Below are 15351 nucleotides of genomic sequence, written 5' to 3' on the forward strand. Positions count from 1 at the left end.
AATAGAATGGCACCCATGGCACTCGACCAGCAGGCACAGTCCTCCTCGTTCTTCATCACCACCCCGATCTTCTACGTGAACGACGCCCCCCACATCGGGCATGCGTACACCGAGGTGGCGGCTGACGTGCTTGCGCGGTGGCACCGGCAGGCGGGCGATGACACCTGGTTCCTGACGGGCACCGACGAGCACGGCCAGAAGATTCTGCGCACCGCCACGGCCAACGGCGTTGCGCCGAAGGAGTGGGCGGATCGCCTCGTCGAGTCGGCATGGAAGCCGCTGCTCGGCACGATCAACATCTCCAACGACGACTTCATTCGCACCACCGATGCGAGGCATGAAGAGGGCGTCGCGAAGTTTCTGCAGAAGCTCTACGACGACGGCCACGTCTACGCCGGTGAGTTCGAAGCGCTCTACTGTGTGGGCTGCGAGGAGTTCAAGCCGAAGAGCGAGATCGTCGACGGCGAGGGCGCTTTCGCCGGCGAGAAGGTGTGCGCGATCCACTCGAAGCCCCTGGAACTGCTGCAGGAGAAGAACTACTTCTTCAAGATGAGCGCCTTCCAGGATCGCCTGCTCGCCCTCTACGAGGAGCGCCCCGACTTCGTGCAGCCCGCGAGCGCGCGCAACGAGGTCATCGCTTTCGTGCAGCAGGGCCTCGAAGACCTGTCGATTTCGCGCACCTCCTTTGACTGGGGCATCCCGATTCCGTGGGATTCATCCCACGTCACCTACGTGTGGTTCGACGCGCTGCTCAACTACGTCACCGCCACGGGCTACGGCGCCGACACCGAGCAGTTCGAGCGTCGTTGGCCGGCGACCCACATCGTCGGCAAAGACATCCTCCGCTTCCACGCGGTGATCTGGCCGGCCATGCTCATGGCCGCGGGGCTCGAGGTGCCGCGCCACGTCTTCGCGCACGGCTGGCTGCTGGTGGGCGGCGAGAAGATGTCGAAGTCGAAGCTCACGGGTATCGCACCGAACGAGATCACCGACACCTTCGGCTCTGATGCCTTCCGCTACTACTTCATGCGCGCCATCTCCTTCGGGCACGACGGCTCCTTCAGCTGGGAAGATCTGGCGGCCCGCTACCAGGCCGAGCTCGCCAACGGCTTCGGCAACCTCGCCAGCCGCGTGCTCGCGATGAATCAGAAGTACTTCGAGGGTCGGGTGCCGCAGGCCGGCAGCGAGGAGCAGCCGGCCGACGCCGCGATCCGCACCCTCGCGGCTGACGTTGCTGCGCGTGCCGACGAGCGCATTTCGGCCTTTGCGATCCACGAGGCGCTCGCCGCTGTGTGGGAGCTTGTCGATGCTCTGAACGGTTACATCACCGAGCAGGAGCCGTGGGTGCTTGCCAAGGATCCCGCGCAGCGCGACCGTCTGGCTGCCGTGCTCTACACGACCACCGAGGGCCTGCGGGTGCTCGCTGAGCTGCTCGCGCCCGTGATTCCGCAGGCCGCTGCGAAGCTGTGGACGGCCCTGGGTGCCGAGGAGACGCTGGGCGCGCTCGCCGAGCAGCCGATCCGCGAGGCCGGCCGTTGGGGCCGTTTGCTCGCAGGCACCGAGCAGCAGCGCATCGCTGTGCTCTTCCCCCGCATCGAGATCGACGGCGAGAACAAGTGACCGCCGCGGAGGTTCCCGCCGGCGGGCTGCGCAAGCGGAGCACCGGCCCGGCGGCGTCGGGATCGGGGTCGCGCGATCTGAGCCGGCCCGAGAACCCCGAGCCGCTGCCCATCCCGGTCTACGACAACCACGCCCACCTCGAGTTCGAAGACGGCGTCGATCAGCTCGACCCGCTCGATTCGCTCGCCAGGGCCGAAGCGGTGGGCGTGCGCGGCATCGTGCAGGTCGGCACTGACCTGGAGACCAGCCGCTGGAGCGCTCAGCTCGCGGCGAGCGACCCGCGCGTGCTCGCTGCGGTCGCGCTGCACCCCAATGAAGCGCCGCGACTGTTCGCTGAGGGGCTGCTGAGCTCGCACCTTTCTGAGATCGCGCGGCTTGCCGCGCAGTCGCGGGTGCGCGCTGTGGGCGAGACGGGCCTTGATTTCTTCCGCACTGGCGAAGACGGTCGTGCGGCGCAGATCGAATCGTTCGAGACGCACATCGAGATCGCAAAGGCCAACGGCATCGCGCTGCAGATCCATGACCGCGACGCTCACGACGAGGTGGTGGCGACGCTGCTGCGCGTCGGCGCCCCCGAGCGCACCGTGTTACACTGCTTCTCGGGCGATGCGCGGCTGGCCCGCGTCTGCAATGAGCACGGCTGGTACATGTCGTTCTCTGGCACCTCGACGTTCAAGAACGCGCCGGCGCTGCGCGAGGCGATTACGGTGGCGCGTCCCGAGCTCGTGCTCGCCGAAACCGACGCCCCGTTCCTCACACCGGAGCCGTTCCGCGGCCGGCCGAACGCCCCCTACCTGCTGCCGCACACGGTGCGCCGCATGGCCGAGACGCTTGACGAGCCCCTCGCGGAGGTGTGCGCGCGCATCGCGGCGAACACCGAGCGCGTCTACGGCACCTGGGAGGTCGGCGGCAATGACTGACGCCCCAGCACACCCGCGCCTGCTCGGCCCGAATGAGGTGCGCGATCTCTCCGAGCGGCTCGGGGTCTCGCCCACCAAGAAGCTCGGGCAGAACTTCGTCATCGACCCGAACACGGTTCGCAAGATCGTGCGGCTTGCCGGAGTGAGCGCGGGCGATCGCGTCATCGAGATCGGTCCCGGCCTCGGCTCGTTGACGCTCGGTATCACCGAGGTGGGCGCCGATGTCACCGCGGTCGAGATCGATCGGCGTCTTGCGGCTGAGCTGCTGCAGACGGCGCGTGCGATGCAGCCGGAGGTGTTCGCCGACCCCGATGCTCCTCGTCTGCGTGTCATCCACACGGACGCGCTCGATCTGAGCGCCGAGATGCTTCTGGCCGCCCCGCAGCCGCCAGAGGTGCTTGTGGCGAACCTGCCCTACAACGTGTCGGTGCCGATTCTGATGCATCTGCTCGAACTGATTCCGGGCCTCCGCGGCGGGCTGGTGATGGTGCAGGCCGAGGTCGGGCATCGCATTGCGGCGGGGCCCGGCTCGAAGGAGTACGGCGCTCCAAGCGCGAAGGCTGCCTGGTATGGGGATTGGCGGATCGCGGGCTCAGTGAGCCGCCGCATCTTCTGGCCGGTGCCCGGCGTCGATTCGGTGCTTGTCGGCTATGAGAAGCGCGCGCAGCCGAGGGGTGATGAGCGGGAGCGGGCGCTGGTGTTCGAGCTGGTGAATGCGGCGTTCGCGCAGCGGCGCAAGATGCTGCGGCAGGCCTTGCAGCCGGTGCTGGGGGAGCTCGATGTGGCGGTTGCGACGATCGAGGCTGCGGGCATTGCGCCGACCGCGCGGGCCGAGCAGCTCGGCATTGATGAGTTCCTCGCCATTGCTCGGGAGCATCTCGCGCGCGGTGACGTGCGCTAGCGTGTAACCATGAGCGCGATTCGGGGGCGAGCGATCACGGTGCGGGCACCGGGGAAGATCAACGTGTTCTTCCGGGTCGGCGCGCTGCAGGACGACGGCTATCACGATGTGGCCTCGCTGTATCAGGCGGTGTCGCTGTTCGAAGAGGTCACTGCGGTGCACGCCGACGGTTTCTCGGTGCGCTTCACCGGCCCGATCGACGTCAGCGGCTTGGCGACTGATGCGTCGAATCTGGCGATCCGCGCGGCGCAGCTGCTGGCCGAGCGCACGGGCTATGCGGGTGGCGTCGATCTGACGATTCTGAAGCGGGTGCCGATTGCCGGTGGTATGGGCGGCGGCTCGGCCGATGCCGCTGCAACGCTGGTCGCCTGTGATGAGTTGTGGGGCACTGAACTCGGCCGTTCGGGGCTGCTGCCGCTCGCTGCGGAGCTCGGCGCCGATGTGCCCTTTGCCCTTGAGGGTGGCACCGCGGTGGGCACAGGGCGCGGCGACGAGCTCAGTCCGGCGCTTGCGAAGGGCACCTTCCACTGGGTGCTCGCACTTTCTGATGCGGGGCTCAGCACACCGGTGGTGTATCGGGCGCTCGACACGCACCGCGACGCGCATCTGCGCGACCTCGGCAGGCAGCCCGAGCAGGTGAAGGTGGACACTGCTGTGCTGCAGGCGGTGCGGGTGGGTGACGCCGACTCCTTGGCTGATGCCATGCACAATGATCTGCAGGTTGCGGCGCTGAAGCTCGCCCCCGAACTCGCCGAGTTGTTGGAGCTGGGGGAGTCGCGGGGCGCGCGCGCCGGCATTGTTTCCGGATCGGGGCCCACGGTGGCGTTCCTGGTCGGTGATGCCCAGGAAGCTGCCGAGCTGCGCAGTGTGCTGACCCGCGCGGGGGTGCGCGCGCTCACCGCGACGGGACCGGTCTCCGGGGCGCGCATGATCTGACCGCTGCGCTCGCGTGTGTGCGAGGTGGTTGGAATACCGAGACGGCCGTCGTGGTTGCACCCGGCATGACTGAGACGATCCGCGTCGATATCTGGTCAGATATCGCCTGCCCCTGGTGCTACATCGGCAAACGCCGCTTCGAAGCGGGAGTTGCCGCGTTCCGTGAAGCGCACCCCGAGGTTGATTTCGAGGTGGCGGGCCACAGCTTCGAGCTGGCCCCTGACACGCCCCTCGATTTCACGGGCAGCGAGGTCGATTTCCTGGTGCGGCACAAGGGTATGCCGGCCGCGCAGGTGGAGCAGATGCTCGCGCAGATGACCGAGCTCGGGGCTGCTGACGGCGTGGTGTTCGACTTCGCCAGCGTGAAGCACGCGAACACCGCCCGAGCGCACCGGATCCTGCACCTGGCCGCCGAGTCGGGGGCGCAGGATGCCGTGCAGGACCGACTGTTCCGCGCCTACTTCGCGGAGGGGGAGGATCTTTCCGACCCGGAGACGCTGGCGCGTCTGGGAGCCGATGCCGGCCTCGATCCTGAGGCTGTGCGTGTGGCGCTTGCAGATGACATCTACGGTGAGGCGGTGCAGCGCGACATCACCCGCGCTCGTATGCTCGGGGTGAACGGTGTGCCGTTCTTCTTGCTCGACCAGAAGTACGGCATTTCGGGTGCGCAGAGCGCCGAGGCATTCGCTGGCGCATTCGAACAGGTGCTCGGCTTCCGTGCTGGCGCGAGCACCGAAGACCATCCCGCAGATCAGGCGTGAAAGGAACGACGATGAGTGACAACAGGGACGCGACTGCGATCGCAGCTGAGGCCGTTGAGGCTGAGATTCAGGCGGGGCTCGACCCGGCGGCCGGGCTGCAGGGTGCTGCCGGCTTTGCCGATGCCGAGTCGCGCGAGATTCTCAACCTGCTGAATGATGGCGAGGCCGCCGGCTCCTGTTGTGGTGGCAGCTGCTGCGTGTAATTGCGGCTCGCTGAGGCTGATTCGGCCCCGGCGAGAGGCGGTGTTCCCGTGACGGGCGGGCGAGATCGTGCCGCATGGCTATTTTTGGATTGTGACTAAAAGTAGTTTGCGTCTATTCTTGTGTCTATGAGTGAAGACACGACGCTGCTGCCGCGCACCCGCGCGACCCGGCCCGGCTGGCTGCCGTTTTCGATGGTCGTCGCGACGCTGGCCGCGATCACGGCGGTGCCCGTCGCGCTCGAGGTGCTCGCCCCTGAGCGTGCCGATGGCACCGTCGGTGTCTTCGAGCGGGTCGCGCTGAACGTCGACGCCGAAGGCGCCTTCGGTATCGGCGGCTTCATCGCCCCCGAGGGATGGCTGCGCGAGAGTGACGAAGCCGTGGATGGTGGCGGGGAGGCAGAGCCTTCGAGTTCTGCCTCGTTCGTCTCCGCCGCGCAAGACGTGCGACTCGAGGCCAGCCTGCACTTCGGAGCCGACGACGCGGATGCGTTGCTGCGTTCGAGCAGCCCCGCAGGCACCGCGATCCTCCCCATCACCTCGGCACCGCATGGTGAGGGAAGAGAGATTCGTATGCTCGAGTACGACCTCGACGTCGGTGGCGGATTCACGCAGAGCTTTGCGATGTGCACGGATCGCGCACCCTACGTGTGCCTACGCTTCGACGTCGAGATGCTCGACGATGCCGACAGGCCCGGCACCATCCGGCCAGACATCTCAGCCGTTCTCGACTCTGCGGAGGTGTACTGATGAGCCCAGAAGCGATGACCATCACCCAGCCCCGATCCCCGCTCGGGCATCGGCGTCGCCCCGTGCTGTGGCAGCCGCAGCAGCCCGTATTCTGGCTGTGGCTCGTGCTCACCGTACCGAGCGCCGTGCTGCTGATCGTCGATGTCGTGCGACGCACGGAGAGCGTTGCGGGGCTCGCCGCGGCGACAGTGCTTGTCGGTGCACAGGGAGCGGTGCTCTGGCTGCTCATCCGTGCGATACCCCGCTTCCGCCGTCAGCCGCTCTCCCTGCGCCTGGCAGCGCTGCTGTGGGGTGGGACGTTCGCGATTATGGCGGCCAGCGCCCTCAACACGGTCAACTCCGACGCACTCGACCGCTACGGCCTCACTACGCTGTCGGCTTCGATCAGCGCGCCCCTCAACGAGGACCTGCTGCGTTTCCTCGGCATTCTCGTAGTGCTGGTGCTCGCCTACGGGCGACGGATCACCGTGATGGACGGCGTGCTGTACGGCTTCCTGGTCGGTGCGGGCTTCGAGCTCGTCGAGAACCTCTGCTACGCGCTGCAGAGCACCGACGTTGGCGAAACGCTGGGGATCGGCCTGGCGCGGTTGCTCGTCGGCTTCGCGCTGCACGCCCTGTGGTCGGCGTTCTCCGGGGCTGTGCTCGCGTACTGCCTCTCGCGCACGCAACAGCGCCTCGGAGGCCGTTGGCTGCTGCTGATTCCCGCGATCCTCGCCCCGATGCTGCTGCACGCTGCATGGGATTCCCCACCCCTCTCGGTGATCAGTGCCGTGCAGCTGCTGCTGTTCATCCTCCTCTATGGGGTCACGCTCGCGCTGTTCTGCTGCGCTGTCGCGTGGGGTCGGCGCAGCGAGTTCGTCTGGTACACCGAGACGACGGGGTGGGGCGGTGCACGCCGCGACTTCGCCAGGCTGCCACGCAGTGAGCGCAGAGCGCTCGGCGCGACAGCCATCGCGCAAGAGCGCGACCAGGCCGAGGCGAGCATCCCGGCCGCGTGACAGGCGACCGCTTGCGGCGCTGAGCATGCCAGTGGCGCACCCCGGCACAGCATCCGTGAGCCGTCCGACCCACCGCGAACTAGACTGGACGGGTTATGGCTCATTTGCTGGGGGCTGAGGCCCTGCACCTCGAAGTTCCAACCAAGACCGTCTTCGACTCGGTGACGCTCGGCGTCGCCGAAGGCGACCGCATCGGCATCGTCGGCCGCAACGGCGACGGCAAGTCGAGCCTGCTCATGATGCTTGCCGGGCGTCGCGAGCCCGACGGCGGCCAAGTCACCGTGCGCAGCGGCACCACGATCGGCGTGCTCGACCAGGCCGACGTGTTCGACGCAGGCGAGACGGTCGGACACGCGATCGTGGGGGTGCGGCCCGAGTACGAGTGGGCCGGAGACCCGCGCACGCGCGACGTGATCGCGGGGCTCGTGGGCGACCTCGACTGGGAAGCGCCGGTCGATGCGCTCTCGGGCGGGCAGCGCCGCCGCGTCGCCCTGGCGAGGCTGCTGGTCGGCGACTTCGAGATCCTCTTCCTCGACGAGCCCACGAACCACCTCGACGTCGAAGGCATCGCCTGGCTCGCCGAGCACCTGAAACGGCGCTGGCCCGCCGGTCAGGGCGCGCTGCTCGTGGTCACGCACGACCGCTGGTTCCTTGACGAAGTGTGCACCGCCACCTGGGAGGTGCATGATCGCATTGTGGAACCGTTCGAGGGCGGCTACGCCGCGTACATCCTGCAACGGGTGGAACGTGACCGCCAGGCCGCGTCCATCGAGCAGAAGCGGCAGAACCTCGCCCGCAAGGAGCTGGCGTGGCTGAGGCGCGGGGCCCCTGCGCGAACCTCGAAGCCGAAGTTCCGCATCGACGCCGCGAATGAGCTCATCGCCGACGTGCCCGAGATCCGCGACCGCGTCTCGCTGCAGTCGATGGCCGTGCAGCGGCTCGGCAAAGATGTGGTGAACCTGCACGATGCAGGCGTCTCCTACGGCGATCGCGTGATCCTGGAAGACGTCGAGTGGCTGCTCGCCCCGGGCGAGCGCACGGGCATTCTCGGAGTGAATGGTGCCGGCAAATCGACGCTGCTGGGGCTCATCTCGGGCGATGTCGAACCCACCTCGGGGAGGGTGAAGCGCGGCAAGACTGTGAAGGTCGCCACCCTCACCCAGCGCCTTGATGAACTCGCCGAGCACCTGAACGAGCCCGTGCGCGTGGTGATCGCCCGTCTGCGCACCAGTTTCACGGTGGGCAGCGGGTCAAAGGCTCAAGAACTTACCCCGGGGCAGATGCTCGAACGCATGGGCTTCACGAGCGCGCAGCTGTCGACCCCGGTGAAGGACCTCTCGGGCGGGCAGAAGCGGCGCCTGCAACTGCTGCTGATCCTGCTCGACCAGCCCAACGTGCTGATTCTCGACGAGCCCACGAACGACCTCGACACCGACATGCTCGCCGCGATGGAAGACCTGCTCGATTCCTGGCCCGGCACACTGATCGTGGTGTCGCACGATAGGTACTTCCTGGAGCGCGTGACCGATCAGCAGTACGCAATTCTCGACAAGCACCTGCGGCACCTGCCCGGCGGGGTGGATCAGTACCTCGAACTGCGGGCGGCGCAGGATCGCGCTGCCGAGCCTGCCGCGGCAGGATCGGGCGTGTCTGCGGCCGCGGCTGGTGCTGGGGCTGCGCTGACCGGGGCCGAGCTGCGCGCCGCCCAGAAGGAGCTCTCTGCCGTGGAACGCAAGATGGAGCGCCTGCAGGCCGACATCGCGAAGTCGCGTGACGGCCTCGCCGACCTCGACCAGACCGACTACCAGCTGCTGAACGTCGAGATGGCGAAGATCACGGCGCTCGAAGACGAGGTCGCGATGCTTGAGGAGCGCTGGCTCGAACTCGGAGAGCAGATCAGCTGACCCGGATGCGCGGAAAGCCTTGAGTGCCCGAGGGTCTTGCTGCAGGGTCGCGCCCCTCGCCGAGAGGAGAAAAACGCGCGCTCCTGGCGCTGGGAACACGCAAAATCCGCCTCTCGCGACACCGCTGCGGCGTTGCCGGGGCGGTCCTCCAGGGGGCGGGGTGTGGGGGCTACCAGGCTCAGCGGCCTTCGCGGTCGAGCTGTGCGGCGACCGCGCCCAGCACTGCGTCGGGCGAGCCAGAGGCGTCGTAGACCGCGACGAGCACCCGCTGCCGACCGCCCTCGGCCGTAAGCCAGCGCTCGTAGAGCGCGGTGAGCCTGTGCAGATCGCGCGTCACCGCGCGGGGGGCGTCGGTGATCCGCTCCCGCAGCCAGTCGCGCAGCGCGGCATTGTGTACCGCCACGAGTGACGCTGCGAGCGACGGCGCCACCCAGTCTGGGGTGGCAGGCTGCTGTACGCGGCGGATGTAGCGCGCGAAGACGCGTTCGTAGCGGTGGGTGATCACCAGCTCGCGGTCGCGCAGCGCCGGGCGCTCGTGCATGAGTTCGAAGCGCAGCCGGGCGGCTTCGGGATCACGCACGAGCAGGCGCAGCACATCGGCGGTGCCCTCGACAAGCGCCTCACCGGGCTGTAGTTCTGTCGCGTCGAGGAAGTCTGCGAGCTGGGCGAGCGCGTGATCGTGATCGGCGAAGATCACATCGTCTTTGCTGCCGAAGCGCCGGAAGAAGGTGCTGCGGCTCATGCCGACGGCATCGGCGAGGTCGCCTGCGGTGGTGGCCTCGTAGCCGCGCTCGGCAAGGTGGCGGATCGCGGCGACGGAACTCTGCTGATCGGCTGGCACGGTCGGGGGCTTCGCTGGCATACGCTGAAGGTATCACGGTTTGGGGTAATTGAAACTGGGTTTCACTCATTGTCGCCAAGTTTTCATTGGGGATGACTGCCATGATCTGTGCGAAGCGTCTTGACATGGGACTGCGTCTCAGTCATGCTCGAAGCACGCGCCGAATCGTCGTGCCCATCGCAGCGACGCCAGACCCGACGGCGCAGGGAGGATCCCCAATGTCGCAGAACCGCACCTCGCCCCTCGCTCTCGGAACACAGGAGCCCGAGTACCACCTCTGGGAGCCCATCGACCCTGACGTGGCCGGCGTCTTCCGTGGCATCTCCGCCGACGACCTCGCCTACCGCGACCGCGCCCGCGAGTTCGTGCAGCAGGAGGTGCGCCCCGTGATCGCAGGCATCTGGGATCGCGCCGAGTACCCCCTCGATCTCGCGAAGCGCCTCGGAGACCTCGACCTGCTGCGCGACGGCGTCGACGTGCCCGGCTTCCCCGAGCAGAGCCTGCTCGCCGCGAGCCTCACCACGATGGAACTGTCGCGCGGCGACGGCTCCATCGCCACGATCGTCGGCGTGCAGGGCGGCCTGGCCCTCCGTTCGATTGCGGAGTGCGGTTCTGAAGAGCAGCGCCAGCGATGGCTCGAACCCATGTCGCGCGGCCTCGAACTCGGTGCCTTCGCATTGACGGAGCCCACGCACGGCTCAGACTCGGTGAGTCTGGAGACCCGCGCCGAGGCCATCGAAGACGGCTATGTGATTACGGGCCACAAGAAGTGGATCGGCTCCGGCAGCGTCGGCCGCATTGCCGTCGTTTGGGCGCGCGGCGATGACGGGCAGGTGCAGGGGTTCATCGTGCCGCAGGATGCACCCGGCTACAACGCCACCACGATCGAGGGCAAGATGTCGCTGCGGGCCATCTGGCAGGCGCACATCGAGCTCGACGGCGTGCGCGTGCCCATGAGCGCGAAGCTGCCCGGAGCCCGCAGTTTCAAGGACACCGCTCGCGTGCTGCAGGCCACCCGCCTCGGCGTGGCCTGGGGTGCCCTCGGCCAGGCGACCGCCGTGTATGAGACCGCCGTGCACTATGCGGGGCAGCGCGTGCAGTTCGGCCGCCCCCTCGCCGCCTCGCAGATCGTGCAGTCGCGGCTCGCTGCGATGCTGTCGCAGCTCACCGGCCTGCAAACGCTGCTGATGGCGCTGACCCGGGCCGAGGAGCGGGGCGAGCTGTCAGGGCCAGGCGCGTCGCTCGGCAAGTACACGGCTACCCGCACGGCCCGTGACATGGTTGCGAACGCCCGAGATCTGCTCGGTGGCAACGGCATCCTGCTTGAAAACCGCGCGGGCCGCCACTTCGCCGACATCGAGGCGCTGCACACCTACGAGGGCACTGAAACCGTGCAGGCGCTCATCATCGGCCGCGACATCACGGGGGTGTCGGCCTTCGCCTGATCCGCACATTTCCTGTGAGCGAGTCGGATCGGCGGCCGCAGGCGGCTGCCCGCAGCCGTCGATCCGCAGCTCAGCCGCCGTGCCTGGCGCTGTCGCCGAGATCGGGCAGTTCGACCGCTGCGGTGAGCGGCCGTCCTTCGCGGATCAGGCGGCGCTTCGTGACCGCCCACATCGCGCCGAGCACGATGAACCAGACGGGCGTGAACAGCAGCGGGAGCCGCGTATCCTCGGCGAGTGCGAGGGTGACGAGGATGAACGCAAAGAAGCCGAGCACCACCCAGGGCACGATGCGCGGGAATGGCGTTTTGAACGAAGACGCCTGGTGCCGCTCCGGGTGCTTGCGCAGGAACATGATGAAGCTGATGGCGATCATGCTCCAGATGAAGAGGATGAACGTCGATGCAACCGAGGTGACGAAGGTGAAGGCCTCAATGACGCTTTCGCCGAGCAGTAGGATCGGCACCGCCGAGAACACGAACACTGCCGAGAAGAACACGGCCCGGCGCGGCACGCCGCGGCTGTCGGTGATGGCGAAGCGAGACGGTGCATGCCCGTCGTGGGCGAGCGCGTGCATCATGCGGGTGCCCGAGTAGAAGCCGGAGTTAGCGCTCGACGCTGCCGAGGTGAGCACCACCAGGTTGATGGCGAAGGCCGCGGCACCGAAGCCGGCGTAGGCGAAGGTGGTGACGAACGGGCTGCGGTCGGGGTCAAGCTTGTCCCACGGGGTGATGGCCATGATGACGGTGAGCGCGCCGATGTAGAAGATGAGCACGCGCACCACGATCGAGTTGATGGCGCGCGGCAGATTGCGCTGCGGATCCTTGGTTTCGGCGGCTGCGGTGCCGACGAGTTCGACGCCGATGAACGAGAAGATGCCGAGCTGGAAACCGAGCAGGAAGCCGCTCGCGCCGAAGGGGAACATGCCGCCGTGATCCCACAGATGGGCGAGCGAGGAGCGGGTGCCGGTGTCGGGGTTCTCGAAGCCGGTGACGAGCAGCACGATGCCCGTCGCGATGAGGGCGAGAATGGCCACGATCTTGATGATGGAGAACCAGAACTCGAACTCGCCGAAGAAGCGGACGGGCTGCAGGTTGAGCACGGTGAGCACTGCTGCCGTGATAAGCGCGGGCAGCCAGGCGGGGATGGAGGCGTTGATGTAGGAGACGTAACTGGTGATCGCGATGATGTCGGCCACGCAGATCACCACCCAGGTGATCCAGTACGTCCACGACACGAAGTACCCGGCCCACGGGCCAATGAGGTCTTTGGCGATGTCGCCGAAGGTTTTGTAGTTGAGATTGGAGAGCAGCAGCTCGCCGAGGGCGCGCATGAGGAAGAACATCATGCAGCCGATGACCGCGTAGATGAAGAGCACGGAGGGGCCGGTGAGACTGATCACCTTGCCCGAGCCGAGGAACAGGCCGGTGCCGATGGCGCCGCCGATGGCGATGAGCTGCAGGTGTCGGTTCGAGAGACCTCGCTGGAGTTCCTCGTGCGGCGCTTGGGTCGCGGTCTCAGTCATGCTCGTCTCTTTTCGGTCGGGCCGTGGGGTGTGACCGATTCTAGCTCCGGCGCGGGTCATCGTTTGCGCCGATCAGCGCTCGCAGGGCGACGGTGACAGTGCGCTGTGCGTCGTCGGCGGAGAGCTGACCGGTGAGCCAGCGGCCGGAGAGGCCTTCGACGAGGGCGGTGAGGATCAGCGCGGTGGCGTCCGGGTCGGTGCGCGGGGCGGCAGCCACGATCAAGCGCCGCACCTCGCGCTGCCAGTCGGCGGTGGCGCGCGTAACAGCGGCGGCCTGTTCCTGGTCAAATACGGCCGCGGCGCGCAGTTCGTTCCACGCCGTCGACCCGGCTCGCACCTGCGGTTCGTCGCCGAACTCTGAGCACAGCAGCGCGGCAAGGCGCGCGGTGGGGCCGGTGGCATCTGCTGCAACGGCAGCTTCGGGGCCGGGATTGTTGATGGTTGCGGATCCGCCCCCTGCCTGCGCGCGCTGTGCGGCGCTCTCGTTCACATGGTGGAGAGCGGCCTGCAGCAGACCGTCTCTGTCGCCGAAGTGGTAGGAGAGCAGCCCTATCGAGACACCGGCCTCGCGGGCGACGTCGCCCATGCGGAAGCCGCGCAGGCCACCGCGAGCGATGACGCGCTCGCAGGCCTCGATGATGCGCTCCCTGGTGTCGCTCGCCATGATTGCCCTCCGTGCGCCGCGCGGGAGGCGCGGGGTACTTGACACCCGGCCTTCCAGAACTGAAACTATTTTCAGGATACGGCGCATGGCCGACCGCGGCAATCATCCGAACAGGCCGCACCAGCAGAGAGATGAGGGTTCCATGAGCGATCGCACCGACGCGTTCGAACTGATCGAAGCGAGCATCGACGATGTGCTCGGCGCGCTGCGCCGCGGAGATATCACGAGCACCTGGCTCACCGAACGCTACCTGGCCCGCATCGACGCCTACGACAGCGGCGCTGACGGGCTGCACGCCGTCGTCGTGCCGAACCCCGAGGCGCTGGCCCAGGCCGCGGAGTCGGACCGCCGTTACGCCGCAGGCGAGGCGCGCGCGCTCGAAGGCGTGCCGTTCACCGTGAAAGATTCGTACATGGTCGAGGGACTGACGGTCGCCTCGGGCTCGCCCGCGTTCCAGAACCTCATCGCCCAGTGGGATGCGTTCTCGGTCGCGAAGCTGCGCGAGGCCGGCGCCGTGCTCATCGGCAAGACCAACATGCCCCCGATGGCCGACGGCGGTATGCAGCGCGGCGTTTACGGCCGCGCCGAGAGCCCCTACAATCGCGACTACCTCGCAGCCGCCTACGCGTCAGGTTCTTCCAACGGTTCCGGCGTGTCGACGGCGGCCAACCTCGCCGTCTTCGGCATGGGTGAAGAAACCGTGTCGAGCGGCCGTAGCCCCGCCTCGAATAACGGGCTGTGCGCCTACACGCCGAGCTGGGGCGTGCTCTCGATCCGCGGCAACTGGCCGCTGTTCCCCGCCCGCGACGTCGTCGTGCCACACACCCGCTCGATGCCCGACATGCTGCGCCTGCTCGACGTGCTGGTGCAGGACGATCCGATCACGCGCGGCGATTTCTGGCGCAACCAGAGCGTCGTCGCCCTGCCCAAGCCGAGCGAGCATCGCCCGGCCTCGTACCTCGACGTCGCCGATCCTGCGGCGCTCGCGGGCAAGCGCTTCGCAGCGCCGAAGATGTACCTCGGCCAGGATCCCGCCTTCCCGATCGCGGTGCGCCCCTCCGTGCTGGCGCTGTGGGAGCAGGCGAAGGCTCGCCTCGAAGCGCTCGGCGCCGAGGTCGTGGTGACCGATTTCCCGCTTATCGAGCAGTACGAAGGGGACAGACCCGGCCAGGAGAACGTCGGTGCGCTCGGCGTACTGCCCGAAGGGTGGATGGAGACCGAGTTCACCGACTTCCTCGCCTTCGGCTGGGACGACTTCCTGAAGGCCAACGGTGATCCCGCGATCCCTGAGCTCGCCGTCGTCGACCCCGACCAGATCTTCCCACAGCCTCCCGGCACGTTGCCCGACCGCTACGAAGAGGTCGAAGACTACGAGAACCGCTACCGCGAGACCGTGGCCTACGCGAAGCGCGGCATTCCGGATCCGCGCGAGCGCGGCGACTTCGCCGCTGGTCTACGCGCCCTCGTGCAGCTGCGCGAGGAGCTGTTCGAACGCTGGCTCAGGGAGAATCACTTCGACGGCGTGGTCTTCCCCGCGAACGCCGACGTGGCACGCGAGAACGCCGAGCGCGACGTTGAGGCCGCCGATCACGCCTGGTCGAACGGCGTGTTCTTCTCGAACGGCAACTACGCGCTGCGCCATCTCGGTATTCCGACGGTCACCGTTGCGATGGGCGTGATGAGCGATATCGGCATGCCTGTCGGTCTCACCTTCGCGGGCGCGGCATACGATGATCCGGCGCTGCTCGGGTACGCCACTGCGTTCGAGGGTGGCGGATCGGGCACGCTGCGACAGCCACCCGTTTCGACCCCCGCCCTGCCTGAGGACGGCGAGCTGCCCGCGTAGTTGTATGGGTGCACGGGCCGCGTGCTGATGCGAGGGTCGTCTC

14 protein-coding genes are annotated in these 15351 nt (G+C 67.6%); 11 read left to right on the forward strand and 3 right to left on the reverse strand.

Annotation, left to right across the window (positions count from 1 at the left end; all coding sequences use genetic code 11):
• The first annotated feature begins 15 nt into the window (after window positions 1–15).
• The 9 genes from metG (at window position 16) to WFL22_RS11035 (ending at window position 8990) form a co-directional block, all read left to right on the forward strand.
• The gene (gene metG / locus WFL22_RS10995) at window positions 16–1620 is read left to right on the forward strand and encodes a methionine--tRNA ligase (protein ID WP_336992807.1); all 1605 of its coding nucleotides are present in this window, start codon (window positions 16–18) and stop codon (window positions 1618–1620) included.
• Window positions 1617–2540, forward strand: a complete 924-nt coding sequence (locus tag WFL22_RS11000) for a TatD family hydrolase (RefSeq protein ID WP_336992808.1) — start codon at window positions 1617–1619, stop codon at window positions 2538–2540. Before metG ends, WFL22_RS11000 begins: the two co-directional genes overlap by 4 nt.
• The gene (gene rsmA / locus WFL22_RS11005) at window positions 2533–3441 is read left to right on the forward strand and encodes a 16S rRNA (adenine(1518)-N(6)/adenine(1519)-N(6))-dimethyltransferase RsmA (protein ID WP_336992809.1); all 909 of its coding nucleotides are present in this window, start codon (window positions 2533–2535) and stop codon (window positions 3439–3441) included. Before WFL22_RS11000 ends, rsmA begins: the two co-directional genes overlap by 8 nt.
• Before the next feature lie 9 nt (window positions 3442–3450).
• Window positions 3451–4377, forward strand: coding sequence for a 4-(cytidine 5'-diphospho)-2-C-methyl-D-erythritol kinase (locus WFL22_RS11010; protein WP_336651845.1), 927 nt, complete (start codon window positions 3451–3453; stop codon window positions 4375–4377).
• Between the two features lie 65 nt (window positions 4378–4442).
• Window positions 4443–5138: a DsbA family oxidoreductase gene (locus WFL22_RS11015; RefSeq protein WP_336992811.1), complete on the forward strand. Its 696-nt coding sequence runs from the start codon at window positions 4443–4445 to the stop codon at window positions 5136–5138.
• Between the two features lie 11 nt (window positions 5139–5149).
• A complete protein-coding gene (locus WFL22_RS11020; protein ID WP_336992813.1) occupies window positions 5150–5341 on the forward strand; it encodes a hypothetical protein in 192 nt (63 codons plus the stop codon).
• A 126-nt stretch (window positions 5342–5467) separates the two neighbouring features.
• Entirely contained in the window at window positions 5468–6088 is a 621-nt protein-coding gene (locus WFL22_RS11025) for a hypothetical protein (RefSeq protein ID WP_336992814.1), read from the forward strand.
• On the forward strand, window positions 6088–7086 hold the full coding sequence (locus tag WFL22_RS11030; protein WP_336992815.1) for a PrsW family intramembrane metalloprotease: 999 nt from the start codon (window positions 6088–6090) through the stop codon (window positions 7084–7086). The genes WFL22_RS11025 and WFL22_RS11030 overlap by 1 nt, the downstream gene beginning before the upstream one ends.
• Before the next feature lie 95 nt (window positions 7087–7181).
• A complete protein-coding gene (locus tag WFL22_RS11035) occupies window positions 7182–8990 on the forward strand; it encodes an ABC-F family ATP-binding cassette domain-containing protein (RefSeq protein ID WP_336992816.1) in 1809 nt (602 codons plus the stop codon).
• A 178-nt stretch (window positions 8991–9168) separates the two neighbouring features.
• Here the strand turns inward: WFL22_RS11035 and WFL22_RS11040 are convergent, their stop codons facing one another.
• Window positions 9169–9852, reverse strand: coding sequence for a TetR/AcrR family transcriptional regulator (locus WFL22_RS11040; RefSeq protein WP_336992817.1), 684 nt, complete (start codon window positions 9850–9852; stop codon window positions 9169–9171).
• Window positions 9853–10049: 197 nt separating this feature from the next.
• Between WFL22_RS11040 and WFL22_RS11045 the strand changes: the two genes are divergently transcribed.
• Window positions 10050–11276, forward strand: coding sequence for an acyl-CoA dehydrogenase family protein (locus tag WFL22_RS11045; protein ID WP_336992819.1), 1227 nt, complete (start codon window positions 10050–10052; stop codon window positions 11274–11276).
• A 70-nt stretch (window positions 11277–11346) separates the two neighbouring features.
• Here WFL22_RS11045 and WFL22_RS11050 read toward each other — a convergent pair whose 3' ends face one another.
• Window positions 11347–12798, reverse strand: coding sequence for an amino acid permease (locus tag WFL22_RS11050; protein ID WP_336651837.1), 1452 nt, complete (start codon window positions 12796–12798; stop codon window positions 11347–11349).
• A gap of 40 nt (window positions 12799–12838) precedes the next feature.
• A complete protein-coding gene (locus WFL22_RS11055; RefSeq protein ID WP_336651836.1) occupies window positions 12839–13462 on the reverse strand; it encodes a TetR/AcrR family transcriptional regulator in 624 nt (207 codons plus the stop codon).
• A gap of 142 nt (window positions 13463–13604) precedes the next feature.
• On the opposite strand from WFL22_RS11055, the gene WFL22_RS11060 reads away from it, so the two are divergent.
• Window positions 13605–15308, forward strand: coding sequence for an amidase (locus WFL22_RS11060; protein ID WP_336992820.1), 1704 nt, complete (start codon window positions 13605–13607; stop codon window positions 15306–15308).
• Window positions 15309–15351 lie beyond the last annotated feature (43 nt).

The sequence above is a fragment of the Leucobacter sp. VD1 genome (assembly GCF_037150695.1).
Lineage (GTDB): Bacteria > Actinomycetota > Actinomycetes > Actinomycetales > Microbacteriaceae > Leucobacter.

Coding starts and splice junctions, on each gene's coding strand:
- WFL22_RS11040 (WP_336992817.1), bottom strand. CDS start 9,852: ATGCCAGCGAAGCCCCCGACCGTGCCAGCCGATCAGCAGAGTTCCGTC.
- WFL22_RS11045 (WP_336992819.1), top strand. CDS start 10,050: ATGTCGCAGAACCGCACCTCGCCCCTCGCTCTCGGAACACAGGAGCCC.
- WFL22_RS11010 (WP_336651845.1), top strand. CDS start 3,451: ATGAGCGCGATTCGGGGGCGAGCGATCACGGTGCGGGCACCGGGGAAG.
- metG (WP_336992807.1), top strand. CDS start 16: ATGGCACTCGACCAGCAGGCACAGTCCTCCTCGTTCTTCATCACCACC.
- WFL22_RS11035 (WP_336992816.1), top strand. CDS start 7,182: ATGGCTCATTTGCTGGGGGCTGAGGCCCTGCACCTCGAAGTTCCAACC.
- WFL22_RS11020 (WP_336992813.1), top strand. CDS start 5,150: ATGAGTGACAACAGGGACGCGACTGCGATCGCAGCTGAGGCCGTTGAG.
- WFL22_RS11060 (WP_336992820.1), top strand. CDS start 13,605: ATGAGCGATCGCACCGACGCGTTCGAACTGATCGAAGCGAGCATCGAC.
- WFL22_RS11030 (WP_336992815.1), top strand. CDS start 6,088: ATGAGCCCAGAAGCGATGACCATCACCCAGCCCCGATCCCCGCTCGGG.
- rsmA (WP_336992809.1), top strand. CDS start 2,533: ATGACTGACGCCCCAGCACACCCGCGCCTGCTCGGCCCGAATGAGGTG.
- WFL22_RS11025 (WP_336992814.1), top strand. CDS start 5,468: ATGAGTGAAGACACGACGCTGCTGCCGCGCACCCGCGCGACCCGGCCC.
- WFL22_RS11055 (WP_336651836.1), bottom strand. CDS start 13,462: ATGGCGAGCGACACCAGGGAGCGCATCATCGAGGCCTGCGAGCGCGTC.
- WFL22_RS11015 (WP_336992811.1), top strand. CDS start 4,443: ATGACTGAGACGATCCGCGTCGATATCTGGTCAGATATCGCCTGCCCC.
- WFL22_RS11050 (WP_336651837.1), bottom strand. CDS start 12,798: ATGACTGAGACCGCGACCCAAGCGCCGCACGAGGAACTCCAGCGAGGT.